Source organism: Paenibacillus sp. FSL P2-0121 (assembly GCF_037975345.1).
Classification (GTDB): Bacteria; Bacillota; Bacilli; order Paenibacillales; family Paenibacillaceae; genus Paenibacillus_AQ; species Paenibacillus_AQ odorifer.
Genome location: NZ_CP150245.1, coordinates 2,876,089 through 2,899,810, shown reverse-complemented (window position 1 = coordinate 2,899,810; position 23,722 = coordinate 2,876,089). Strand labels below are relative to the sequence as shown.

Sequence of the window (23,722 nt, the reverse complement as noted above, 5' to 3'; positions counted from 1 at the left end):
CGTTGCTGCTATCGGTTTTCATACATTGCTCTAAGCTCTAGCTTATGCGCGTTCGTCGCTTGCTTCTGAATGTCAGTACATACCACCTTCAGACTCACGAAGTTACCGCTGCCAGTCGCCACGCCGTTGTCTCTATAGGACACAGTTGACCTTAATTACAGTATTTTGCGGTATTTCGTATGCCAACGGACTCCAGCGCAGCTATTTACCCGAATTGTGCCCGATATGCCCCCATTACTAAGCAATAGTGTCTCTGGTGTCCGATAACATGCCCCAAAGGCAAAATACACGCCAATAGCGTCATCTGAGTCCGAAGGCCTCGCAGCATGATGAATACACCAGTCGAAGCAGCGAGCCAACTAACAAAACAATGACCAGCAACTCCTTATTACGGGAGAACCGCTGTTCAAATGCTAATGCGCGAATATGACCGTTGCAGTCGCCACGCCGTTATCTCTATCGGACACAGCTGACCCTTAACGCAGCATTTCCCGATATTTCCCATACCAACGGACTCCAGCGCAGCTATTGACCTTAAAAACGCACAAAATGAGTCTTTTTCCAAGCAATAGTGTCTCTGGTGTCCGAAAACATGCCCCAAAGGCAAAATACACGCCAATAGCGTCATCTGAGTCCGAATGCATCGCAGCGGCATATTTGATACACAGTCGAAGCAGCAAGCCATCTGCCAAAACAAAAAGCAGCGACTCTCCAATAACGGGAGAACCGCTGCTCTGCTATTTTTTTTACTTATGAGGCAATCCCTTCACACCGCTGCCATTCTCTTTAGTGTCAACGATCACTTGGTTACGCCCATTGTTCTTAGCTTTATACAGTGCCATATCTGCTCGATAGAACAGGGATTCGACGCTTACACGTTCGTCCATCCAGCTCCATTCCGCTATACCGCAGGACACTGTTACATTAGGTTCGGTCTCATTCATCACTCGCTTACGAATACGTTCAGCCACATTTACTGCCTGTTCTACTCCCATTAATGGTAAATAGACCGACAGTTCTTCTCCACCCCACCTCGCAGCAATATCCCCTTGACGGATGGAGGACTTCACAATTTCACTGACCTCTTTTAAGATCTTGTCGCCCTTTTGATGACCATAGGTATCATTCACCATCTTGAACTGATCGATATCCACAACAATTAAGCAACCGCAAAAATCTGTAGACTGCCGTTCCTTTATTTCTTCGTCCAGATAATGACGAGCATAAAGTCCAGTTAGGCTATCTCTGTTCGCTAGACGTCTAACTTCGGCATGCAGCCTTGCATTCCCTACAGCTAGTCCAATATGCCCCGCCATCGCCTGAAGCAATCTGTAATTGTCATAAGAGAAATAATGGGCATCGCGATGCGCCAACATGATGGCACCACGCACTTCACCACCTACACTTAAAGGTGTGGCAATCAGCGACTGCGACCCGGTAGCATTCATTAAACGAGAAGTAGTATTAGGATTATCTATGTAGTTAGACATGATTAATGATTCCCCAGTAGTATAGACCTTCCCGCCTAAACCTTGTCCTACTTCTAAAATTTCATTTTGCAAGGAGGAATGATTGCAAGCAATAACCTCTAGCCCGCCCTTTTCTTCGTTCATATGTAAAATACAGCAGTAGTCAGCGCCAAACATCTCAAGCAGCTCTTCAAACGCAAATTGAAAAATATCCCCTAAACGCAAGCTCTGATTCAGCCGTTGTGTAAGTTCGTTACTCATACGCAGCTCACGAATGAGCTGATTGGAGCGTTCATACAGCTTGGCATTCTCAAAAGCAGTACCTGCGGTATCCGCCACCATCGAGAGAAACCGTAAATCTACATCCATAAAGATCGAGTTATCCATCACCATGTGGAATACGCCATAAACCCCTTGCTTCCCGCCTAGCGGAAGACCAATCTCTACAATGTGTTGATCTTCAGTGTTGGTGTTCAGAGCAACACGGCCGTCTTTAAATGCTCTAGCGCAGACATCATCACTGGACATCTGAAACGGTAAAGGTTTGACCTGCGGATGAGTGCTGCGGTGATCTTGCGACATAAACAGCTCAAGCCTAGCACCAGGGTACATTGCAGAAATGCTATCTATAACCTCCGTAAGCACAGCGTTCACATCAATATTGTCATGCATCCGCTGAACGATCTGAAATAACAAGGAGCGGCGATTGCTCTCACGTTCAGCATGTTGATGAACACTCGCAAGATCAGTTACAAAAATATGTTCAAACTTATGATAGAATATGGTCCTGTACTGCAAAGATATAGCCTCAGCAGTATCTCGTCCACCCATTAAATATTGTTGTGTCGGCATAGCACAGCCCAGGAAGGCAAAAATTTCTTTGTCAACGCGAGTGATGAGCGGTATAGTAAAAAAGCTCATATCCTGACCCTGCACCGTAAGTTGAACAGATGAGGTTGCGCCAGAAAGTAAACTAGCTGCAGCCGCTTGCTCCCATTGGTGCCTCCATCGTTCTTGCTGATCGGCAATATTAGCAAAATATCTGCCTTCAAAATTCAGCACACACCAATCCCATGATTTAGCGAATGGTAGAGCCTCTAGCCCATCGATCCATTCCTCGAAGCTGTCTGCAATCAGATTGGCCAAATATGGGAAGTCATGGGACACTATTTCCGTTTCCCTAAGCCAGGCGGTGGGATCTTCGGAATCTCTACTAGTGTGCAATTTGTCCTGTATCAGCATACGACTGTCTTGAGAAGCGTATGCTTTCTGTTCTGACATAACGAAGATCCCCTTTGCTTCTCATTTAAGAAAAAAAACCTTCCCAATTAACATCTAATTAACTATATTTTACTCCCTTTCTTTGTGTATTGCATTATATTTTCCTTATTTCCGGGATTTTTTTTAGGACCAAAGAACTAACGACAAAGAATGACAAAAACTCTTTTAATATGCGCTTGACTTTATATGCTACTTTCATATAATATTTATTGTTGAACAAGACTGTAACAAGTCTTACTTGGGCGTAACGTTGTGTCACCCTCACGCATTTCGTTACTGCCAGGGCAGCGGCTGAACTTCCCTGGTAGTGTGGAAGCCAATAATGCTAATCACGGATACGAAATGCGGCGCAAATAGAGCCCTAACCTGAAATTTCAAATATAAAGGAGTCTACTATAACATGGCACGTTACACCGGACCTAAATTCAAACTCAGCCGCCGTCTGGGCATTTCCCTTAGCGGTACAGGCAAAGACCTGAAACGCCCTTTCCCACCAGGACAACACGGCGCTAACCAACGCAGAAAAGTAAGTAACTACGGAATGCAGCTTTTGGAAAAACAAAAACTGCGTCACATGTACGGCTTGGGAGAGAAACAATTCCGTACTCTCTTCGCTAAAGCACAAAAACTTCCAGGTCTTGCGGGCGAAAACTTCATGTTCTTGCTTGAAAGCCGCTTGGACAACCTAGTTTACCGTCTTGGATTTGCTAACTCCCGTGCTGGAGCACGTCAGTTGGTATCCCACGGACACGTAACTGTAAACGGCAAAAAAGTCGACATCGCTTCTTACCGTGTAAGCTTAGGCGACGTTATCGGTCTTCGCGAGAAGAGCCAAGGCATGGCTTCCATTAAAGAAGCTCTTGCTAACCGTAACCACCTTCCAGCTTACCTGGAATATGCTGAAGGATCTTTCGAAGGTAAATATATTCGTTTGCCAGAACGTTCCGAGCTTTCCCAGGATATCGATGAGAAACAAATCGTCGAGTTCTACAACCGTTAATATCTCGCTTTTAGCGGGTATGACCGAAGCCTCCGGATTAATCCGGGGGCTTTTTGTTATGTCAATATCCTAAATTCCATGCCGTTTGTAAAAGGTTATGCTCCCGCAAATCATACCCTAAATTACTTTATTTATAATTTTTGCACAAAAGTCGAATCTTAAGACCATGAGAATCAGGTAGAAGCGCATTCAAAAACGCCAATTTATGCTATAATAATTCCGTTAAAAGGAGGAATTATCGTCGATGGCTCAAGAGAACAAGAAAAAAAACGCTAAGAAGCCTTCACCCCGCAGATCCGCCCTAAGCAGGTTCGGTTCTGTAGTTAAGTGGATGTTTATTCTTGGAATAATAGGCGTTCTATTTGCCGGTGGTGCTGTAGCAGGCTATGTCGCTTCCATTGTGAAGGATGAACCTGTTCGCTCCGAAGAAATGATTCAGCAGCAGGTCAGTCAAAATGCGATCACCGGATTCGCTTATTTCCGAGACGGCGCACCGATCGGCCAGCTTCGGACAGAAGAAGACCGAAGGCTCATTGAATTCAACGATATCCCCCAGCTTATTATCGATGCAGTTCTCGCTATAGAGGACAATAATTTTAATGAGCATAATGGCGTGGATTTCAAAGGCACCTTGCGTGCCGTCAAACAAAAGCTTCTCAATGAATCCGTTCAGACCGGAGGCAGTACACTCACTCAGCAGCTCGCAAGACGTGTATTCCTGAATCTGGATCGGACAGAAGATCGCAAAGTAAAAGAAATTCTACTTTCTCTTAGATTGGAACGCTTCTTGACCAAACAAGAAATATTAACGGCTTATCTGAATAAGGTTCCTTTCGGCAATGGTTCGAATGGCTACAATGTATTCGGAATTAAAGCAGCAGCCAAAGGGATATTCGGTCTAGACGATCTGGACAAATTGAACGTGGCTCAAGCAGCTTATTTGGCTGGTCTTCCGCAGCTCCCTTCCACTTATTCTGCATTTAATGGCATAGGTGAATTCAACGAAAAAGCTTTCAACAGAGCTATGGACCGTCAACATCTTGTACTTCGTCGTATGCTTGAGGAGAATAAGATCACTACCTCTCAATATGATGAAGCCCTTCAATTTGATATCAAGAGTTCTCTGGCGCCGCACACCAAAAAAGCCTATGCTACCTATCCATATCTGATGATGGAGACTGAGCGTAAAGCATCCGAGATCCTTCTATCATTGAATGAAGAGAAAAATGGCACAACGGATGCCAATAGCACTACTGACAATGCCGTGTTACTTGAGGAAGCAAGACAGCAGCTCATGACCGGCGGTTATCGAGTCTACACAACCATTGATAAAAAAGTTTACAATGCAATGCATAGTGTCTCAGAAGACAGCAATAATTTTACTAAAGACAGCAAAACCAAAGGTATGGAACAAACGGCTGGCATGTTAATCGACAACAAAAGCGGAGCCATTCTCGGCATGATTGAGGGTCGCGACTTCAATATTGAGCAGATGAATTATGCTACCCAAATGATCCGTCAGCCCGGATCGACTATGAAGCCAATTTCAGCTTATTTACCAGCCTTAGATGCAGGGCTGATTCAGCCTGCCGGGATTGTGGATGACGCGCCAATTATTCTAAAAGACGGCGGAAAAGGATTCCACATTCCTAAGAATGCCAACAATCGCTATCAAGGTCTGGTCACTGCCCGTTACGCACTTAACAAATCGCTCAACTTGCCTGCGCTTAAGCTGTTTAATGAAAAGGTCGGAATAGAGAAATCTTGGGCCTTTACTAAAAAGCTGGGGATCACCACCCTCACAGATGATGATTACAGCGCGCAGACTGGGGTTATAGGCGGTCTGAAATACGGAGTATCCGTAGAAGAGTTAACCAATGCCTATTCCGCTATCGGTAACCAAGGAGCTTTTAATGATGCCTACATGATTGAGAAAATCGTCAATTCAGAGGGCAAAATTATCTATCAGCACAAGGTTAATCCTGAGCAAGTATTCTCTAAGCAAACAGCTTACCTAATGACAGATATGCTGCGAACTGTAATTACAGAGGGTACAGCCAGCACAGTAAAAAGAGAATATAAACACTCTAAAGAAATTCCGATTGTCGGTAAGACTGGATCTACCCAGAATTATGGAGACGTATGGTTTATGGGCTACACTCCTGATGTCACACTGGGAATGTGGGTCGGCTATAAAGAGCAAATCAACACTCTTACGGGAGATACACAAAAACGTCAAGCCCAAACATTATGGGCAAAAGTGTTGAATGCTGTCATTGATAAGCAGCCGGAACTATTCGTCACAGACAAATTTGCACAACCTGAGGGAATTATCAAAAAGACAGTTTCCGCATATAGCGGCAAACTGCCAACATCCCTGACTGATAAATTCACAACGGATATATTTAATACAAAATATGTGCCAAAAGAGAGTGACGACGGGATTTCCAAAGCCAAGTATATTACTTACAAAGGCGTCAATTATATCCCGTTGGAAGGCACTCCAGAGGAGTTCCTAAAGGAAAAAATCGTCGTTAAACGCGAGAAGCCGATACAGGAACTAGTCAAAGAACTCCTGGCTGCCTTCCCTAAGATGAAGGATCATAAATCACTGGAGTATTATATGCCAGCCGATGCCAAGACGGATTTCCCAACAGAAGTTGATCCACGTGTGGACGATGGGGCTTCCCCTGCTGCTCCCGGAAATGTTAACGTCTCTTATAGCACTGGTAAAGCGGTCATCAACTTCTCCGCTAGCAGCTCGGCAGATGTTGTGGGATACCGCTTATATCGTTCATTAAACGGAGGTTCTTTCCAGAAGCAATCTATACTCATGGCAGATGAGAACAAGGTATTCACACCGGGTACACCTGCAAGTGCTAATGCAACCTTTTATGTAACCGCCGTGGATGTTGCAGGTAATGAGACGGCTTCTGGCAGCGTTGCTGGAGGGATTACACCAACACCCGAAGCAACTCCTACACCTGATCAACAACCTGGTACAGAGGCGCCTACAGAGCCTGAGACGACACCAGGAGACGTTATTGAGGATCCAGGTAACATTCTCCCGCTACTACCGACGGAAACACCAGCCGGCGGAGGTAACAGTACTGGAGGCAGTAATAATACCACAGCAGGTAATAATGCAGGGACACGTTAACCCAAAGATCATTAAATAATTTCACACAGCAAAACACCGTTCCCATGAATTCATCGGGGAACGGTGTTTTTTTACAATTCATTCTAATCCTCAATCGTGGATAGATCTCCTGTCGGTAAATGCAGCTCCCATGCCTTCAGGACACGCCGCATAATTTTACCTGATCGTGTCTTCGGAAGTTTATCCTTAAACTCGATTTCCCGCGGGGCAGCATGTGCAGACAGACCCGCTTTGACAAAAGCGGCGATCTCCTCTTTCAAGGCAGCAGTTGGAGTATAACCTTCTCTAAGCGAGATAAAAGCCTTAATAATCTCCCCCCGCACAAGATCCGGTTTGCCGATTACACCCGCTTCTGCCACTGCCGGATGCTCCACTAATTTGCTCTCCACTTCAAATGGACCAATACGCTCACCAGAAGAGTTGATAACATCATCAATTCGTCCCTGAAACCAGAAGTATCCTTCGTCATCCATATAAGCTGAATCGCCAGAAATGTACCAGCCAGGAATCCGGAAATATTCCTCATACTTCGTCTGATTGTTCCAGATCGTTTTCATCATGGATGGCCACGAAGTTTTTATCGCAAGATTCCCCATAGAAAAAGGCGGGAGAACATTTCCCCGGTCATCCAGAATCGCTGCTTCAATCCCCGGTAACGGACGGCCCATCGAGCCTGGTTTGATATCCATTGACGGATAATTACAAATCAATTGTGCCCCTGTTTCAGTCATCCACCAAGTATCATGAATACGCTGATTGTAAAATTTATCTCCCCAACGTACTACTTCCGGATTTAACGGTTCACCAACCGATAGAACATGGCGCAAACTGCTTAAATCAATCCCCTGTAAAGAGTGCTCCCCTGCACCCATCAACATACGAAAAGCTGTAGGTGCGCTGTACCATACAGATACCTTATTCCGTTCGATTGTCTTATACCAATCCTGAGGACTAAAGCGGCCACCTCTGACTACATTGGTCACCCCGTTTAACCAAGGGGCAAATATGCCGTATGAAGTTCCGGTCACCCAGCCAGGATCTGCCGTACACCAGTATATATCGTCTTGACGTAGATCTAGCACTACTCTACCTGTATAATAATGTTGAATCATTGCTCTATGCACATGATAAACGCCTTTGGGCTTACCTGTAGAACCAGAAGTATAATGCATAATAAGGCCATCGTCCAAATCAAGCCATTCTAAATTAAGATCAGCAGAAACGTTAGCCATCTCTTCTGCGAATCCTAAGTTTCCTTGCTCAATATCAGTTGCTCCACCTACTAGAAAAATATGACGCAGCTCAGGAAGCTCTTCTCGCTTGACCCGATGCAGCAATTCTGGCGTAGTTACCAGCGCAACAGCCCCACTATCCTCCAAACGATCCTTAACTGCTGTTTCCATAAAGGCTTCAAATAAGGGTCCTGCTATGGCTCCGATTTTGAGAATACCTAGCAGACTGAAATACAGTTCCGGTTGGCGAGGCATAAAAATAAATACCCTATCTCCTTTACTGATGCCATATTTACGCAATACATTTCCGAACCGGTTCGACCGCTCCTGCAGATCGGCAAATGTATAGGATTCTTCCCGTACAGTGTCACTGTAGAGTAGGGCCGTTGCCGCTCCCCGCCCTTCATCCACATGGCGATCAACGGCTTCATAGGCCATATTAACCTTGCCGGTTTCATACCATGAGAAATTACGTTCAACATCCTCCCACTCAAAATTGGCTACTGCCTCCGCATAATCAGACATATTGGAGCTCTGCACACGACCCGGCAAAATTTCGCTATGGACTTGACCCATCACTCTTGCCTCCCTCACTCGTTTGATTTAAGCTTTAAGGGTAAGACTCATGTTTTAAATAATGATGTCAATGCAATGAATGTGAATTTTTTATGTCTGAATTAGTATACCATAGCAAGCGTTTACATACCATTTTTTTGATCTGAAAGGAGCACTGTCATGGAGCATCGCAAAATCCCTATTTCCCATACTCTCTCCTATATGGGTAGAACGATAACTGTGAGCGGACCCCGATCTCCCGAGGACCTTGAAGTCCTGCATATGCATCAGGACCTTGATGCTTTCCGCAGGCCCTTAGAGCAGCAAGAGGCGCTCGTAGAGATCGCCAGCTTGCCAGAGGGCCGTGTAATTACCGCAGTAGAGAATGACGTTATAGTAGGCTATGTGACCTTCCATTATCCAGATGAAATGGAGTTATGGTCACAGGGTGGTATGGAGGATCTTATTGAGCTTGGAGCGATAGAGGTGAGTAATGATTATAGAGGGGCCGGACTAGGCCGGCTGCTGGTTTCTACTGCTTTTGAGCGGGAGCAATTGGAGAATTGTATTGTTTTTACAACAGAGTATTACTGGCACTGGGATTTAAAAGGCAGTGGGCTGGACGTATGGGCCTATCGCCAGATGATGGAACGGCTGATGAAGACCGTAAATATGGTTTGGTATGCTACGGATGATCCAGAAATTTGCTCACATCCCGCTAACTGCCTAATGGTTCGCATTGGACAAGAGGTGCCCATGTCCTCCCAGGAGACCTTTGACAGAGTACGTTTTAGACAACGCTTTATGTATTGATCATTAAATATGCTGCAGCATAAATTCTAATATGGAATGCGAGCGTTGTGAAGATTGTACTGTAAATTCCCTGAAATTCACCTCAGCTGATCCATCAGACTTATCTGACATGGAGCGAATGATGACAAAGGGCGTGGCGTTCATATGACAGACTTGGGCAACCGCCGCCCCTTCCATTTCCACACAAGCTCCATCCATTTGCTCTCTTAATTCAGCTACAATCTCCGCATTAGAAATGAATTGATCACCAGATAACACCTTGCCTATCAAGTACTTTTGACCTAGCTCATTGCATGCCTTCTCAGCAAGCTGCACTAGCGCAGGGTCTGCCTGGAAGACGGAAGTCTCCTGATAAGGAATTTCGCCTCTTGCGAACCCAAGCCCCGTAGCATCCATGTCATGTTGTACACATGTAGATGCTATAACAATATCTCCAATATTCAATTCAGCATGTACTGCTCCAGCAACCCCAGTAAACAGCACACGGGATACGCCAAAATTATCAATTAGAATCTGAGTCGTAACTGCTGCATTTACTTTACCCACGCCAGATTTACAGAGCACTACGGATTTTCCTAATATGTTTCCTATGTAATATTGTATACCTGCTTTAACTTTTGTCCGCTTGTCCTCCATACCCTCTAGAAGCAGCTTGATTTCTTCATCCATCGCTCCGATTAATCCGATGATTTCACTCACAGTAAATACCTCCTTTGAAGATTTATTTAGCAAATAAAAACATAAAAAGCTCCATAAGGAGCTTTTTACGGAATAACTGTTCAGTTCTTAAATTACTTATTCAGATGATTAACCGACAAGCGGAGAATCGTTTCATGAGGCAGGATAACCCGCGGATTCTCAACGGTTTCTTTCTTCATAAGCTTGGTCAAAAGTCTCATCGCAACTGCGCCCAAATCGTACATAGGCTGAGCTACGGTTGTCAGCAAAGGACGAACCATCGAAGCCATACGAATATTATCCACACTAATGATGGAGAAATCATCCGGTACCTTCAGACCTTCATCTTGAATACTGTGAATGGCACCAATAGCCATTTCATCCGTTGCCGCAAAAATAGCGGTTGGTTTCTTCTTGAGTCCAAGGAAATACTTCATTGCTTCTACACCAGATTCATAGCGGTAGTTACCGATGCGTACCAAATCCTCTTGGTACTCGATTCCTGCCTGTTCCAATGCTTTCTTGTAACCATGGAAACGCGCATATCCATTTGCAGGATCCTGCAGTGTGCCACTGATCATAGCGATCTCACGATGACCGTGACGAATCAATGTGTTCACAGCATCAAAAGCAGCGGTTTCATGATCGATGTCAACGGAAGGATAAGTTCCCTTCTCATCCCGTGTAGCACATAGAACAATCGGAACTGCAGAAGTCTGGAAAGCTTGAATATGTTCGTCAGTTACTGTCCCCCCCATGAAGAGCAGACCATCGACCTGTTTCTCCAAAAGGGTATTAATGACACGAATTTCTTTCTCTTTACGCTTATCCGCGTTACACAATATGATATTGTAATGATACATGTTCGCGATATCTTCAATCCCGCGTGCAATTTCTGCAAAAATCGAGTTTGAAATATCAGGGATGACAACCCCAACGGTTGTCGTTTTCTTACTGGCAAGACCTCTTGCCACGGCATTGGGACGATATCCCAAACGTTCAATCGCTTCAAAAACTTTCTTCCGGGTCTGCGGTTTCACGTTAGGGTTATTATTCACAACCCGTGATACCGTAGCCATAGATACGCCTGCTTCTCGAGCTACATCGTAAATGGTTACCGTCAAATTACTCTCTCCATTGCGATAAATTTTATCGTTCGACTAATTAAAAATATGATACGACACTTTGTACATTTGTGCAATGATAACGCTTCATTTTCCTTTCAAAATTTCTTTCAAGGCTGAAAACGTCACCCTGGATTAAAATTGTGACCAGTGCTGGTTAACCTGTCCAAGAGCATCAATAATGTAACTTCTATCTATCGTAACAAAAAGTGAGTGAAAAATCCAACATTCCGTGAAAAATTTTCATTATTTTCACACAATTTTTTTATAATCTTCATTTTCAGCCATTTGGAAGGTTAATTGAGACAATCTTCGACTAGTTTCTTCCATCCAATGCTGGTCTGACAGCTTTTCAGCTAAACGATAGATATCGAGAAGCATATCGACTCGGCTCTGAATCCTCTCTCGGATTATCGTCTCTAGTTCTGATATTCCCCCTATTATAGTTTCTGACAAAGATTCTTTTAATACACTGGCCAATTCATTTCTCTCCGTAAACAAAAAATCTTTTCCCGGATCCTCTCCACTGAGTTCTTTTACTAATTTGCCTAGATCTGCTTTAATAAACTGCAAAGGTTCATAACTAGCGCATTCTGGGCAGGTATAGACAGGAACATGGGTAATCTTCATCTTCGTATTAAAAATCAAAGAATGCATATGTAAGTTCATGAGGCCACCACAACTGCACAACTTCTCCATCAAATTATCTTTATACATCTTCTACACCTCTTGCACAAAATTAATAAAGCACAAAGTTTGACTTTTTCAACTTCTATATTCGACTCTACTCGATTAAAACCCTCCTTTATTGCATATAATGATTAAATTGGCAATTTGTCTATAATTTACATCCCTAAAGATGACTTCATATTTTAAATTTGATAGAATAATGAAAGAATCATGGGAATCGAAAGGAGCTTAACTAAATGAGACTAGCCGGTAAAAAGGTCATAGCACTCGTAGACGATGAATTTGAAGATTTGGAGCTCTGGTATCCCGTGTATCGGGTGAGAGAAGAAGGTGCCGAGGTTCACTTGGCAGGTCTGGAAAAAGATAAGACGTACATCGGTAAATATGGCGTACCTGCTAAAGCAGAATACTCCTGGGACGAGCTTAATGCCGCAGATTATGATGGGATTTTGGTTCCAGGCGGCTGGGCTCCTGATAAAATCCGTAGATACAGTGCCGTTCTAAAGCTCGTACAGGATTTTAATGCGGCTAAAAAACCGATTGGGCAGATCTGCCATGCAGGCTGGGTATTAATTTCCGCTAAAATTCTGGAAGGTGTAACCGTCACCTCCACGCCAGGCATCCGTGATGACATGGAGAATGCCGGAGCCATCTGGAAGGATGAAGCTGTGGTTACAGATGGACATATCATTTCTGCTCGCCGCCCGCCAGATCTTCCGCCATACGGGAAAGCCTTTTGCGATGCACTCGCTGGGGAATAAAACAGTAGGTATATAGTTTAAAATCAAACAAGCCCTGTTTCTCACAATTTGAGGAACAGGGCTTTTGATTTGAGGTGTTTAAAATCCAGATGGTTATCTAATCCGCATGCTTACTTTTTCCATGATCAGGTTTGGATAATCGTTAAATTTGAAGGTCAGCGGTTGAGGCAGCTTTTCTTTGCCTACGTTGAGAAAATAAGTTATTGTAGTTCCCTTAGCGTCCTCACGGTATTCTCTATATCTAGAATAACCCTCAGAATCATGTACAAGCCAATGTCCGCTTCCAGCGCTATCCACAAAATTATCGTCTATCCCAAAACCGGTTGCTTCATGCAACTCCTCAACTTTTTTGGGAATCAATAAATCCAATAATATAATCCCCTTCTTCTCATCCGCGGTCCGTTTAGAAATTGTGAGATAGCTATCCGGTGCCTTTAAAATCTGCTGTGTTTCCGTGTTAATCACTAGCTCGACCTCTGACTGATCTAGAGCAGAGATTCCCTCAACTTCAAGTTTGATTGGATCATCAGGTCTCATATTGTCATTGTGGTAAATATTCGAACCACTTGCCCACATTAGTTCCTCTTGATGATCCCCTTTTCCGAGGACAAGCTTAGGTGAAAGCAAACTGAAAATTCTCATTGTATTCTCTCTGCCAAAGGTTTGTCGCATATAAATACCCGTAGGCCCAATATAAACCTGGTCCATTATAATTTTCTGTCCGCCGATAGACAGACTATCCTTCAGATCAACGAGTTCTCCTTCAAAATAATTGTTATCAGCTTCCAGTGGAATTTTGACATCCATTTCTTTTATATCCTTGTTATTAAAAACTTGACCAAGAGCATCTGGAAAAAGCGATAGTGTGATATTCAACTCCTCTGGTATCTCATCCTGATATTTATCCCAGACGATTTGCTCATACATACGAGTCGTCCCAGGGGACCCAACCTCTTGTGCATTAGAAGTGCTAAACCCGCTGTATCCACTAAGGTGGTATTTATCCTCTGGAGTCTTTTTCAAAGACAAGCCAAAAAGCCGCATCTTCTGATCCGTATTGTTCTGGATTGTATAAAGTACTGCAATGCCTCTTCGGTCTGCAATGATTCCATTAACAGTCCATGTTATCCCATCCACCTCAGGAGAAGAGATATTTACCTCCTTCATCATCCCCGCATCAAGTGCTGATTTAATCGTCAGATTATTAGCAATAACGGGTCTAAACACTTCAAGCTGACCCCAGCTTTTTGGAGGTAATTGCGCACGTACGGGATTTATCATCTGATTTGCCCAAGGCACAATTATAAGTAAGGCGAATGCCAAGACTACCAATACAACAACAGCGTACTTTTTTCTAAAAGACAAACGTGAACGGTTCCCTTGCTGCATCCCCTTGCGGATCGCGGTGTCCAGTTTTACATCCAGAATTTCTTCTGCCTCCGCATCGATTTTCTGAAAATAATCTTTAAGCAGCTTCTCTTCAGACTCAGCCATAAAATAGCTCCCCCTTCCGCTTCATTTTGTCACGCAGTTGTTTTAATCCTTTATTCAGCCATGTCTTCACTGTGCCCTCGGGTTTATCCAGCACCTCTGCAATCTCGGCAAGGGTCATATCCTTGTAATATTTGAGCACCAGCACTTGGCGATATTTGGGTTTCACTCCATCCAGCGCTTGTTCCATGTCCAGTCTGCGGTCACTTTTCATCTCCATGATCCCCTCATCACTTCGAGCAGCTTCTGCGACTGTATTCCTCTTTCGGCGCTTCAGCTCATCATTACAGCAATTAATCAAAATACGTGTTAACCAAGGAGCGAAACGCTCCGCATCTTTTAAGCTTTTTCGTTTAATCCATGCACGGCAGGTGGCCTCCTGCAAAACCTCCAGCGAATCCGCTTCATTTCGCAAATAGCTGTAAGCAATGCTATAAAGTTTTCTTTTCTGTCCAGCCACTTGCTCATAAAACAGCTCTTCGTCCGTAGCAGCCATTTCCATTTCGTCATTTATAATGTGATCCATTTTCGGCCCGCCTCCCCCCTTGCCTTTATTCTTAAATCGGTTCTGTGTAACTCTCTCTATGTATTGACTGCGCCGCAGGGCAAACGGTTTTGTTTTTTTAAAAAGTATGGCTTAAATAAAGAAAAAGGCTCGGCAAGAATGCCGAACCTTGATATGAATTGAATAAAAGTTACAGTAATTTTAGGATGAGGCTTTCTCCTGTAGTTCCCCGCTTGATCCAAGTGTAAGACCACTTTTTTGGGCAAACGCAGTTAACATTTCTTCCGTCTCTGAGCTTGTACGATGGTGGAAACACGCTTTGGCGATTCTTTTGGCATCCTTGGCCAGTGTGTTCAGTGTGCGGTGTTTAACCTTCAGCAGCGCCTGCGGCGACATGCTGAGTTCTCTAATTCCAAGCTCCAGCCAAAGAGGCAAAGAACGCTCATCCGCCGCCATTTCACCACATACACTGATATCAATCTTGGCATTACGTGCCGCTTCTACCGTCATACGGATCATTCGCAGAACCGCTGGATGGTACGGATGATACATATGAGCAATTTGTTCATTCATACGGTCTACCGCTAACACATATTGAACCAAATCATTAGTGCCGATACTGAAAAAGTCAACTTCCTCAGCCAGTAAATCAGCAATCATAACCGCCGCCGGAACTTCAATCATAATACCCACAGGAAGATTCCGGTTAAAAGGGATCTCTCGTTGCTCCAGCTCAGCTTTCACTTCTTCTAAAACAACTTTTGCCGCCTGCACTTCCTCTACGGAAGAAATCATTGGAAACATTAACTTTACATTCCCGTATGCACTTGCCCGCAAAATGGCACTTAGCTGGGTTTTGAACATATCTAATCGGTCCAAGCTGATGCGAATCGCCCGGTAACCAAGGAAAGGATTCTGCTCTTCAGGCAGCTGGATATAATCCAACTGCTTGTCCCCGCCAATATCCAGCGTACGAATCACTACAGTGTTATTGCCCACCTTCTCGACAACCTGTTTATACACTTCAAATTGTTCATCCTCAGTTGGAAAAGATCTGCGGTCCATATAAAGAAACTCCGTGCGGAACAGACCTACGCCTTCAGCTCCATACTTAAGCGCTATGTTGAGTTCTTTAACTGAACTGATATTGCCGGCAAGTCGCAGGTTCACACCATCCTTGGTAACAGCCTCCACGGTGGCGAGCAGTTCCAGTTGCTCTTTCTTTTTATGCTGTTTATCCCGAATCGCTACGTATTCATTTATCGTAAGTTCATCTGGATGGATTTGTACAGATCCGGTATCGCCGTCGATCACAAGCATATCCCCGGTCTGAATAGGATTAGACAGATTATTCTCCAAGCCTGCTACAAGAGGAATGCCTAGCGCACGAGCCATAATGGAGGAATGTGAGGTTTTACCGCCCATCATAGTGACAATACCTAGAACATAAGTTGGATTCAAGTGAGCTAGCTGGGAAGGAGACAACTCCTTCGCAACAAGAATATATGGCTGTGTATCCGATGGTAACGTAACCTCTGGAGCGCCTAAAAGATGTTTTAAAAGACGGTTTCCGACATCCTTGATATCCACCGCCCGCTCCTTCATGTACTCATCGTCTAGCAGATCAAACATCGCTACAAAATGATCAATCGCTTCTTTCACAGCTACTTCTGCCGCCTTGTACTGGCGCTCAATGATCCCTCGGATTTCACTCATGAACACAGGATCATCTAAGATCGCCAGATGAGCATCAAAAATACTCGATTCCTCCGGACCTACCACTTCTCTGAACTCTTTTTTGATGAATTCAATCTCGTCCTTAGAGGTACGGATACCTTCGTATAAACGCTCAAACTCCTTAGCTAGATCCACTGGGTTCACTTGTGTATCCGGTAAGCTCCATTCCCAGTTCGGCAAGACAAAGGCCTTCCCGATAGCTACACCTGCTGCTGCGCCTATGCCTTGTATCATCCTTCAATCCCTCCAACGTTACTTTCGTGTAAGACTACGGACATTACTGATGATTGCCCCTTTTTAACATTTTTAAATGGAGCATAGCTCCATGATTTGACTCGATCAGGATTCGTGATCACCATCGGTGTAGCCAATGAGGCCGCATGTTCACGCAAATAAGCGAGGTCGAATTTAACAAGCAATTGACCCGGCTCCACGCTGTCGCCTTCTTTTACAACCGCCTCAAAGGGTCCCTTGAGCTGTGAAGTGTCGATCCCTATATGCATGAGTACTTCCAACCCTTCCGGCGTCGAAATACCCACGGCATGCATTGTAGGATAGACGTGCATAACTTTCCCGAATACGGGTGAAGTAAGTTCCCCTTTTTCCGGCAAAAATGCAACCCCATCCCCCACTAGCTTAGCTGCAAAAATGTGATCAGGCACTTCCTCAATGGGCATCATTCTACCCTGCATTGGCGAACTGAACAGCACCTGCGGTAAATCACGAAGCATAAGCTTATTAATCTCCTCGCGGATCAGTTCTGAATACGTGCCAAATACTACCTGGACATTTCCACCGCCTAGCTTGATAATCCCAGCAGAACCTAAACCTTTAAGCGCTCCAGTATCTATATATCGGTCATTATGAACGGTAAGCCGCAGACGAGTGATACAGGACTGCACTTGTACAATATTCTCCTTGCCTCCAAGCGCCTCCAAGATCAGCGGTGCCTGATAAGGGATATTGCCGGCCCAATCCCCAAGCTCTGAACCTTCTTCACGCCCCGGTGTCGGGATTTGAAAACGGCGAATCGCCCAGCGAAATAAATTATAGTATACAATCCCGTAGCCGATACCAATCGGAATCAGCAGCCAAGCCCTCTGTGACAAATGCATGTTCAAGAAGAAATCGATGGCTCCAGCCGAATAGGAGAACCCGTGATGGATTCCCAGCATGTAGGTCAACACCATAGCGAGACCGGACATTACAGTATGTACCGCGAACAAATACGGAGAAGCAAATAAAAATGCAAATTCGATCTGCTCCGAAACCCCGGTCAGAAAACAAACCAACGCCGCCCGCACAAAAGTCTTTTTAATCTTGGGCTTCAAATCCTCGCGCGCTTCCTGAATAATTGCAAAAGCAATGGCAGGCAGCGCAAACATCATAATCGGAAACAACCCCGCCATAAAAATCCCCGCCGTTGGATCGCCTGCAAAAAAACGCGGCAAATCCCCCTGAACCACAGCACTGCCATCAGGAGTCGTAAAATTCCCAAATTGAAACCAAAACACATTATTAAGAATATGATGTAGTCCAAAAGCGGTCAGAACCCTATATAGGACCCCATAGATAAAAACGCCAAACCCGCCCGTCTGCAATATTCCCTGAAAAAGATTATCCAGCCCTATCTGCAGCAACGGAGATATTCCTAACATTACCCATGCGAACCCGGCAGAGAACAAGCCCATGAACAGCAAAACAAAACGCGACCCTCCAAAAAACTGGATCGCCTCTGGAAGCTTAATATTTTTAAACCGGTTTTGCGCGACACCGGCAACGATACCCAGCAAAATTCCGATTAGTGTTGCAGGTTGTACAAGCCCGTCTCCCATTTGGGTAACAATTCGGTCGTAAGTGAACATCCCAGCCAGCGCTGCAAGCCCCGCTGTTCCGGCTTGATTGGATAACCCCCATGCTACACCTACAGCGAACAAATAAGGCATATAATAAAATATTGCCTGCCCCGCGTAAGTAGCCACTTCAGACACCGAAGAAAGTCCCCATGCAGACCAAGGTAAGCTGCCCAAACTCAGCAAAATGGCTGCCGCCGGCAGTACCATGGTAGGAAGCATTATGGCTCTGCCCAATTGCTGCAATGATCCGAGCCAATTCAAGGCTACCCTCTCCTTTCTTTCTATATTGAATGGTAAGCGCTGCGGGGATTTTTGTCAAAAGAAACTCATGAGATCTTCACGTTACATTTTTAAAACAAATATTCTCACATTCCACTAAACATTTATTCATTAGTATCCATAGAACGGCTGGTATTTACGTGAGGCTATCGATACTACAGAGTTAGAATCGAGTTTAAGTGTACTTTGTGCAACTATTCCTATCGGCGTTACTCTGAGCACCTTTTTAACTGTACTTCATACAACTATTTTTAGTGATTTCCCACTTCATCTAATTTTTGATGCGTTCTAAGTGTACAAAGTACAACTATTTCGCATTTTGATAGCTATTTCGACGATTTAGTTGTATAAAGTGCAATTATTCTCTTGTGCAGCTATCGTATAGATGTCCCTAGCATACCTGGTCTGATCAGATCAGGTATGCTTTGGTCTGATTTGATCTGATCTGATTTGGTCTGGTCTGAACTGATCTGATCTCAGAGCATTCGCTTCATAACATCGAACTTTTCTCCCCCATTAACTATCTTCAACACCCTAAACTCACAGTTAGGAATTCCACCTGAGTTTAAATGTACTTTGTGCAACTATTCCTATCGATGTTAATCTGAGCACCTTTTTAACTGCACTTCATACAACTATTTTTAGTGATTTTCCACTTAACCTAATCTTTGATGCGTTCTAAGTGTACAAAATGCAACTATTTCGCATTTAGATGGCTATTTTAGCGTTTTAGTTGTATAAAGTGCAATTATTCCCTTCGCAGCTATCGTATAGATGTCCCTAGCATACCTGGTCTGATTTGATCTGATTTGATTTGATTTGGTCTGGTCTGGTCTGGTCTGGTCTGAACTAATCTGATCTCAGAGCATCCGCTTCATAACATCGAACTTTTCTCCCCCATTAACTAGCTCCAACACCCTAAACTCACAGTTTGGAATTCCACCTGAGTTTAAGTGTACTTTGTACAACTATTCATATCGACGTTACTCTGAGCACCTTTTTAACTGCACTTCATACAACTATTTTTAGTGATTTCCCACTTAACCTAATCTTTGATGCGTTCTAAATGTACAAAGTACAACTATTTCGCATTTAGATGGCTATTTTAGCGTTTTAGTTGTATAAAGTGCACTTATTCCCTTTCCCAACCTCCTAAAGATCTTCTTACCACATTTGATCTGGTCTGAGAGCCTTCACCTCATAATACCGAATTCTTTCTCCCTGATTAACCGGCTTCAGCAACCCCTTCTCACTTAATGATTGCAGCAATCGACGCGCCGTACGGAAATTAATGCAGAAATGCATGGCCACATCCTTTGGACGAACCTGTCTACCGAGACGCCAAGCGAAACGCAGAACCTCTTTTTCCTCAGATAAAATAGCTACGCTAGCAGATTTACGCGCCAAGTAAGGCGCCAGCACCAGTTGTAACAGCATCCGGCAGACCTCGGGACGTTGCTGGATATCATCAAAAGAAAAATGAATCATCCTCCAGCCCATCCCAGTCAAAAAAGTGTCCCGATTTACTGAATAGTTGAATTTCTCGCGGTCCATATCTTTCACATGGCTTTGATATCCATCACACTCGATCCCAAAGCTGCTGCCCGTCTGTGGAAGATAAGCAAAGTCCAGAAATTGTGATTTGCGATTCCAGTCATATACTTCGTATTCTGGATGCAAATCGTCTAGGGACTCAAACATAGGCCACCATACATTCTGCAAAAATAGCTTTTCCGCAAAATTATGTCCTCTAACCAGCCTCCCTCTTCTTTCACCTGTTCTTGATTTCATATGCTGGTCGATAAACAAACCATGCGCTTCTTCAAACTCCATAACCTATAGCCTCCCCTACAAAATAAAAAAACGCCCTTCACCGCAAAAAGCGGTTAAAGGACGTTCTTCGTCTAATCTCATTATAACTAGCTCAACAGGCGATTTGCATTAGAAATCGCACCATGCGTTACACAATACCACTTATTTTGGCTAAACTTCATCATCTAAGTTTGCATTAGCCACAGCATCATAAATTTAAACCTAGTTAGTTTATTTCACCTTTGCTCGTTCTCGCCAGTTTGCTCATTCTTCACCAGTTAGTTCGTTCTTCACCAGTTTGCTCATTCTTCACCAGTTAGTTCGTTCTTCGTCAGTTCTTTGTTAGTCCGTAGGTCGACGATAACTGTAAATCACCAAACACTCAATTCGGTGTTCTGTTTAACAGTTATATAACCGAACCTACTGCCGGCTACGACCATGCATTGTGATCGCTTCTTCGACCTTGATGCAGCGGTCCATAATGGCGATCATACCGTGCTCAGCGGCAATTTCAGCGGCTTCCGCGCTAACTATACCCTGCTGGAGCCACAACACACGTGCGCCAATGTCAGCTGCCTCCTGCGCGACCTTTGCGCAGTGTTCGCTTCGACGGAATACATTGACGATGTCCACTGGATCTGGAATTTCAGCTAAAGTGTGATAACACTTTTCACCCAGGATCTCCCCGTCCACCGTTGGGTTAACGGGGATAATCCGATATCCCCGGCTTTGCATGGCGCCCGCGACCATATAAGAGGTACGATCTGTTTTGTCTGATAAGCCGACAACAGCAATGTTACCTGCGGAAGCAAGAATATCTCCGATCTGCTCCCGACTTGGATTCTCAAAGCTCATAAGTAGTGCCCCTTTCCATAATTACACTTAATGATCCTTGTTTAACTGAAGCTAGATACGCTAGCTCCCTTATTCCTATTGTACCCACTCCACATTCGCACCAAGCGCACGCAAGTGATCAAAATATTGCGGATAAGATTTTGCCACATGATGTGCATCCTTAATCAAAAGAGGTTGACGCGCACGCAAGCCTACTACGGATAGTGCCATAATTACGCGGTGATCATAATGCGCATTAATGGTGACTCCGCCTTCGACACCTTCGGGCATGCCGTGAACAATAATCTCATCGCGGCGTTCTTCTACCTTGGCTCCGGCACGGGTTAACTCTGCCAAGTAATCGGTAATGCGATCACATTCCTTATAGCGCAAATTCTCAACATTGTAGAATCGGGAGGTACCTTCTGCAAATACTGCAGCAGCCACCATGGCCAGTACCGCATCGGTTGCAGCATCTCCATCGAATTCAACAGCTTTTAGGATACCGTTCCCTTGGACATGTACTGTACCCTCTTCATGTGTAAGAGGAACTTCCATCATCCGCAGCACATCAACAATGGCTCTTTCACCTTGTTTACTTTGTTCTGCAAGACGGTGAATTTTCACATCCGACTTTGTAACGGCAGCCGCCGCAAGGATTGCCGCAGAGCCTGGGTAGTCACCTTGAACAGTATATGATTTAGCTGCATAAGCTTGACGACCGGGAACTTTAAAGGACATGTAATCATCCGCAGCGTGCACCACAATACCTGCCTGCTCCAACACTTCCAAGGTCTGGCCCACGACAACCTTCGATTTCAAATCATCGAGGACAATAATTTCACTATCTTCTTCAAGCAATGGCGTCAGAAATAGCAGAGCACTTAGGAACTGGGAGCTTACTGCACCAGAGACAGTAATTCTGCCTCCAACCGGTTTACCCCCACGGATCGTGATCGGCAGTTTCCCTTCATTATGCTCAACCTGAACACCTAACTGTTCCAATGACACAATCAAGTCGTCATGCGGACGTTTGCCCAATGAGTCTGGATACGTATTTACAAAAGTAACCTCAGGACTTAACGCGGCCACAGCCATAAGAAAACGCAGCACCGCTCCGGCATTTCCTACATTAAGTTCTTTAACATCTTTTGGGTGACGTCCGAAGCCTTGAATCACAATTTTTTCCTCATCTTCTGTAAGCACAGCACCCAAATCTGCTATGCAGCGGCGGATCGCATCGCTATCCTCACTATGTGCAGGATGATAAATCGTACTTACTCCTTCAGACAATGCCGCAACCAGCAGATAACGTGTCGTATAGTTTTTGGAAGAGAGGGCTCCAAATTCTCCTTGCAGAGATGGCGTTGGCCTAACAATAACGTCCATAATATAAACTCTCCTTAGTAGATGTAGTTGGTATGTAATGCTCGTTTGACAGGGTATTCTGTTCTTGTGTTATCATTAAACCATTCTTCTGATGAAAAGAGGTCAAACCCATGCATAATGTACCACAAATCACACCGCAAGAATTACGGCAGTGTATAGAGACAGGTGAAGACCTTGTACTCATCGATGTTCGCGAAGACGAAGAGGTGGCCTTTGGGATGATTCCTGGTGCACAACATATCCCTATGGGAGAAATTCCGCACCGAACTGAGGATATTCCAAGTGACGCCAAAGTGATCTTCATTTGCCGTTCCGGTGCCCGCAGCCAACGTGTCTGCGAATATCTACAGCAATTTGGTTATAATGCTGCGAACCTCAGCGGCGGTATGATTGAATGGAATGAGACACTCTCTTAAAAGCTCAACCGCGGTAATGCATTAAAATATGTTGCGACACTTCTGCCGCAGTCAGTCCCGTTGTATCGACCGTGTAATGCGCGAATAGGTATGCATCCTGGCGATCTTCCATGATTCGTCTGACCCGTTCTTCTGCATTGCCGGCGAGCAGCGGACGATTCTCATCCCCGCTAACACGTGCAATAATCTCTTCCTCAGTTGCCGTTAGCGCAACTACATGCCCTTTACTCAGCATTAAGGCTGTATTTCCCGGCGCCAATACCGCGCCTCCACCAGTAGATATTAATTTATTCTCAGACTCTAGCATTTGCTTTAGAACCGTAGTTTCTACGCTTCGAAAGTATTCCTCACCATCTTCTGCGAAGATTTCTGCAATGCTTCTGCCTTCAGTCTCAATAATGACATGATCCAAATCAACCAGCTCATAGCCCAGCTCCTCGGCCAAAATAGCACCAACAGTTGACTTACCAGTCGCCATCATCCCTACTAAAATAATGTTTTTGTTCTTATCTTCCTGACTCATCGTTTTTAGTTCTTCTGTATCCCCAGCCATGACTATCCTCCAACCGCGATATTTGTCATATCATAACACAGGGTCAAAACATTAGACAATCCGCTTCTTCCAGTAAAAAAAGACCCG

Annotated in this window: 18 protein-coding genes; 5 read left to right on the top strand and 13 right to left on the bottom strand. The window is 44.5% G+C overall.

The window, feature by feature from the left end; all coding sequences use genetic code 11:
- Positions 1 to 746: 746 nt before the first annotated feature.
- Positions 747 to 2,750: a sensor domain-containing diguanylate cyclase gene (locus MKY54_RS12710; protein ID WP_076219420.1), complete on the bottom strand. Its 2,004-nt coding sequence runs from the start codon at positions 2,748 to 2,750 to the stop codon at positions 747 to 749.
- A gap of 400 nt (positions 2,751 to 3,150) precedes the next feature.
- Here MKY54_RS12710 and rpsD point away from each other — a divergent pair, with 400 nt between their 5' ends.
- Together rpsD and MKY54_RS12700 are read left to right on the top strand one after the other, a co-directional pair.
- Complete coding sequence (gene rpsD / locus MKY54_RS12705; RefSeq protein ID WP_036686147.1) at positions 3,151 to 3,750, top strand: 30S ribosomal protein S4; 600 nt, start codon at positions 3,151 to 3,153, stop codon at positions 3,748 to 3,750.
- A gap of 244 nt (positions 3,751 to 3,994) precedes the next feature.
- Positions 3,995 to 6,910, top strand: coding sequence for a transglycosylase domain-containing protein (locus MKY54_RS12700; RefSeq protein WP_339190657.1), 2,916 nt, complete (start codon positions 3,995 to 3,997; stop codon positions 6,908 to 6,910).
- A gap of 83 nt (positions 6,911 to 6,993) precedes the next feature.
- Here MKY54_RS12700 and acsA read toward each other — a convergent pair whose 3' ends face one another.
- Positions 6,994 to 8,718, bottom strand: a complete 1,725-nt coding sequence (gene acsA, locus MKY54_RS12695) for an acetate--CoA ligase (RefSeq protein ID WP_339190655.1) — start codon at positions 8,716 to 8,718, stop codon at positions 6,994 to 6,996.
- 159 nt (positions 8,719 to 8,877) lie between these two features.
- On the opposite strand from acsA, the gene MKY54_RS12690 reads away from it, so the two are divergent.
- On the top strand, positions 8,878 to 9,510 hold the full coding sequence (locus MKY54_RS12690) for a GNAT family N-acetyltransferase (protein WP_076189864.1): 633 nt from the start codon (positions 8,878 to 8,880) through the stop codon (positions 9,508 to 9,510).
- Between the two features lie 3 nt (positions 9,511 to 9,513).
- Here MKY54_RS12690 and MKY54_RS12685 read toward each other — a convergent pair whose 3' ends face one another.
- From MKY54_RS12685 to MKY54_RS12675, 3 genes are all read right to left on the bottom strand, one after another.
- Positions 9,514 to 10,209, bottom strand: coding sequence for a 5'-methylthioadenosine/adenosylhomocysteine nucleosidase (locus MKY54_RS12685; protein WP_339190654.1), 696 nt, complete (start codon positions 10,207 to 10,209; stop codon positions 9,514 to 9,516).
- Between the two features lie 92 nt (positions 10,210 to 10,301).
- Positions 10,302 to 11,312 (bottom strand): catabolite control protein A, encoded by a 1,011-nt coding sequence (ccpA, locus tag MKY54_RS12680; protein ID WP_036686140.1) that lies wholly within the window; start codon positions 11,310 to 11,312, stop codon positions 10,302 to 10,304.
- A gap of 252 nt (positions 11,313 to 11,564) precedes the next feature.
- Entirely contained in the window at positions 11,565 to 12,029 is a 465-nt protein-coding gene (locus tag MKY54_RS12675) for a hypothetical protein (protein WP_076279819.1), read from the bottom strand.
- 209 nt (positions 12,030 to 12,238) lie between these two features.
- Between MKY54_RS12675 and MKY54_RS12670 the strand changes: the two genes are divergently transcribed.
- Entirely contained in the window at positions 12,239 to 12,763 is a 525-nt protein-coding gene (locus MKY54_RS12670; protein WP_076189861.1) for a type 1 glutamine amidotransferase domain-containing protein, read from the top strand.
- Positions 12,764 to 12,856: 93 nt separating this feature from the next.
- Here the strand turns inward: MKY54_RS12670 and MKY54_RS12665 are convergent, their stop codons facing one another.
- The 7 genes from MKY54_RS12665 to aroA all read right to left on the bottom strand — a co-directional run bounded on the left by MKY54_RS12665 (position 12,857) and on the right by aroA (position 22,666).
- Positions 12,857 to 14,257 (bottom strand): DUF4179 domain-containing protein, encoded by a 1,401-nt coding sequence (locus MKY54_RS12665; RefSeq protein ID WP_339190652.1) that lies wholly within the window; start codon positions 14,255 to 14,257, stop codon positions 12,857 to 12,859.
- On the bottom strand, positions 14,250 to 14,780 hold the full coding sequence (locus MKY54_RS12660) for a sigma-70 family RNA polymerase sigma factor (protein WP_094902125.1): 531 nt from the start codon (positions 14,778 to 14,780) through the stop codon (positions 14,250 to 14,252). The genes MKY54_RS12665 and MKY54_RS12660 overlap by 8 nt, the downstream gene beginning before the upstream one ends.
- A gap of 180 nt (positions 14,781 to 14,960) precedes the next feature.
- Positions 14,961 to 16,730: a phosphoenolpyruvate--protein phosphotransferase gene (gene ptsP / locus MKY54_RS12655; RefSeq protein WP_076220453.1), complete on the bottom strand. Its 1,770-nt coding sequence runs from the start codon at positions 16,728 to 16,730 to the stop codon at positions 14,961 to 14,963.
- Complete coding sequence (locus MKY54_RS12650) at positions 16,727 to 18,613, bottom strand: glucose PTS transporter subunit IIA (protein ID WP_036686132.1); 1,887 nt, start codon at positions 18,611 to 18,613, stop codon at positions 16,727 to 16,729. The genes ptsP and MKY54_RS12650 overlap by 4 nt, the downstream gene beginning before the upstream one ends.
- Before the next feature lie 1,182 nt (positions 18,614 to 19,795).
- Complete coding sequence (locus MKY54_RS12645; protein ID WP_339190650.1) at positions 19,796 to 20,464, bottom strand: hypothetical protein; 669 nt, start codon at positions 20,462 to 20,464, stop codon at positions 19,796 to 19,798.
- A gap of 399 nt (positions 20,465 to 20,863) precedes the next feature.
- On the bottom strand, positions 20,864 to 21,298 hold the full coding sequence (locus tag MKY54_RS12640) for a CoA-binding protein (protein ID WP_076303382.1): 435 nt from the start codon (positions 21,296 to 21,298) through the stop codon (positions 20,864 to 20,866).
- A 75-nt stretch (positions 21,299 to 21,373) separates the two neighbouring features.
- Positions 21,374 to 22,666 (bottom strand): 3-phosphoshikimate 1-carboxyvinyltransferase, encoded by a 1,293-nt coding sequence (gene aroA / locus MKY54_RS12635; RefSeq protein WP_076129118.1) that lies wholly within the window; start codon positions 22,664 to 22,666, stop codon positions 21,374 to 21,376.
- A 110-nt stretch (positions 22,667 to 22,776) separates the two neighbouring features.
- Between aroA and MKY54_RS12630 the strand changes: the two genes are divergently transcribed.
- Positions 22,777 to 23,082, top strand: coding sequence for a rhodanese-like domain-containing protein (locus MKY54_RS12630; RefSeq protein ID WP_036686126.1), 306 nt, complete (start codon positions 22,777 to 22,779; stop codon positions 23,080 to 23,082).
- A gap of 4 nt (positions 23,083 to 23,086) precedes the next feature.
- Here the strand turns inward: MKY54_RS12630 and MKY54_RS12625 are convergent, their stop codons facing one another.
- Positions 23,087 to 23,635 (bottom strand): shikimate kinase, encoded by a 549-nt coding sequence (locus tag MKY54_RS12625; RefSeq protein WP_339190647.1) that lies wholly within the window; start codon positions 23,633 to 23,635, stop codon positions 23,087 to 23,089.
- Positions 23,636 to 23,722 lie beyond the last annotated feature (87 nt).

What these genes read in the sequence shown, in the direction of transcription:
- ptsP (WP_076220453.1), bottom strand. Translation starts at nt 16,730, where the DNA reads ATGATACAAGGCATAGGCGCAGCAGCAGGTGTAGCTATCGGGAAGGCC.
- MKY54_RS12670 (WP_076189861.1), top strand. Translation starts at nt 12,239, where the DNA reads ATGAGACTAGCCGGTAAAAAGGTCATAGCACTCGTAGACGATGAATTT.
- MKY54_RS12645 (WP_339190650.1), bottom strand. Translation starts at nt 20,464, where the DNA reads ATGGAGTTTGAAGAAGCGCATGGTTTGTTTATCGACCAGCATATGAAA.
- MKY54_RS12700 (WP_339190657.1), top strand. Translation starts at nt 3,995, where the DNA reads ATGGCTCAAGAGAACAAGAAAAAAAACGCTAAGAAGCCTTCACCCCGC.
- rpsD (WP_036686147.1), top strand. Translation starts at nt 3,151, where the DNA reads ATGGCACGTTACACCGGACCTAAATTCAAACTCAGCCGCCGTCTGGGC.
- MKY54_RS12630 (WP_036686126.1), top strand. Translation starts at nt 22,777, where the DNA reads ATGCATAATGTACCACAAATCACACCGCAAGAATTACGGCAGTGTATA.
- MKY54_RS12640 (WP_076303382.1), bottom strand. Translation starts at nt 21,298, where the DNA reads ATGAGCTTTGAGAATCCAAGTCGGGAGCAGATCGGAGATATTCTTGCT.
- MKY54_RS12690 (WP_076189864.1), top strand. Translation starts at nt 8,878, where the DNA reads ATGGAGCATCGCAAAATCCCTATTTCCCATACTCTCTCCTATATGGGT.
- MKY54_RS12660 (WP_094902125.1), bottom strand. Translation starts at nt 14,780, where the DNA reads ATGGATCACATTATAAATGACGAAATGGAAATGGCTGCTACGGACGAA.
- MKY54_RS12625 (WP_339190647.1), bottom strand. Translation starts at nt 23,635, where the DNA reads ATGGCTGGGGATACAGAAGAACTAAAAACGATGAGTCAGGAAGATAAG.
- MKY54_RS12710 (WP_076219420.1), bottom strand. Translation starts at nt 2,750, where the DNA reads ATGTCAGAACAGAAAGCATACGCTTCTCAAGACAGTCGTATGCTGATA.
- MKY54_RS12665 (WP_339190652.1), bottom strand. Translation starts at nt 14,257, where the DNA reads ATGGCTGAGTCTGAAGAGAAGCTGCTTAAAGATTATTTTCAGAAAATC.
- MKY54_RS12675 (WP_076279819.1), bottom strand. Translation starts at nt 12,029, where the DNA reads ATGTATAAAGATAATTTGATGGAGAAGTTGTGCAGTTGTGGTGGCCTC.
- aroA (WP_076129118.1), bottom strand. Translation starts at nt 22,666, where the DNA reads ATGGACGTTATTGTTAGGCCAACGCCATCTCTGCAAGGAGAATTTGGA.
- acsA (WP_339190655.1), bottom strand. Translation starts at nt 8,718, where the DNA reads ATGGGTCAAGTCCATAGCGAAATTTTGCCGGGTCGTGTGCAGAGCTCC.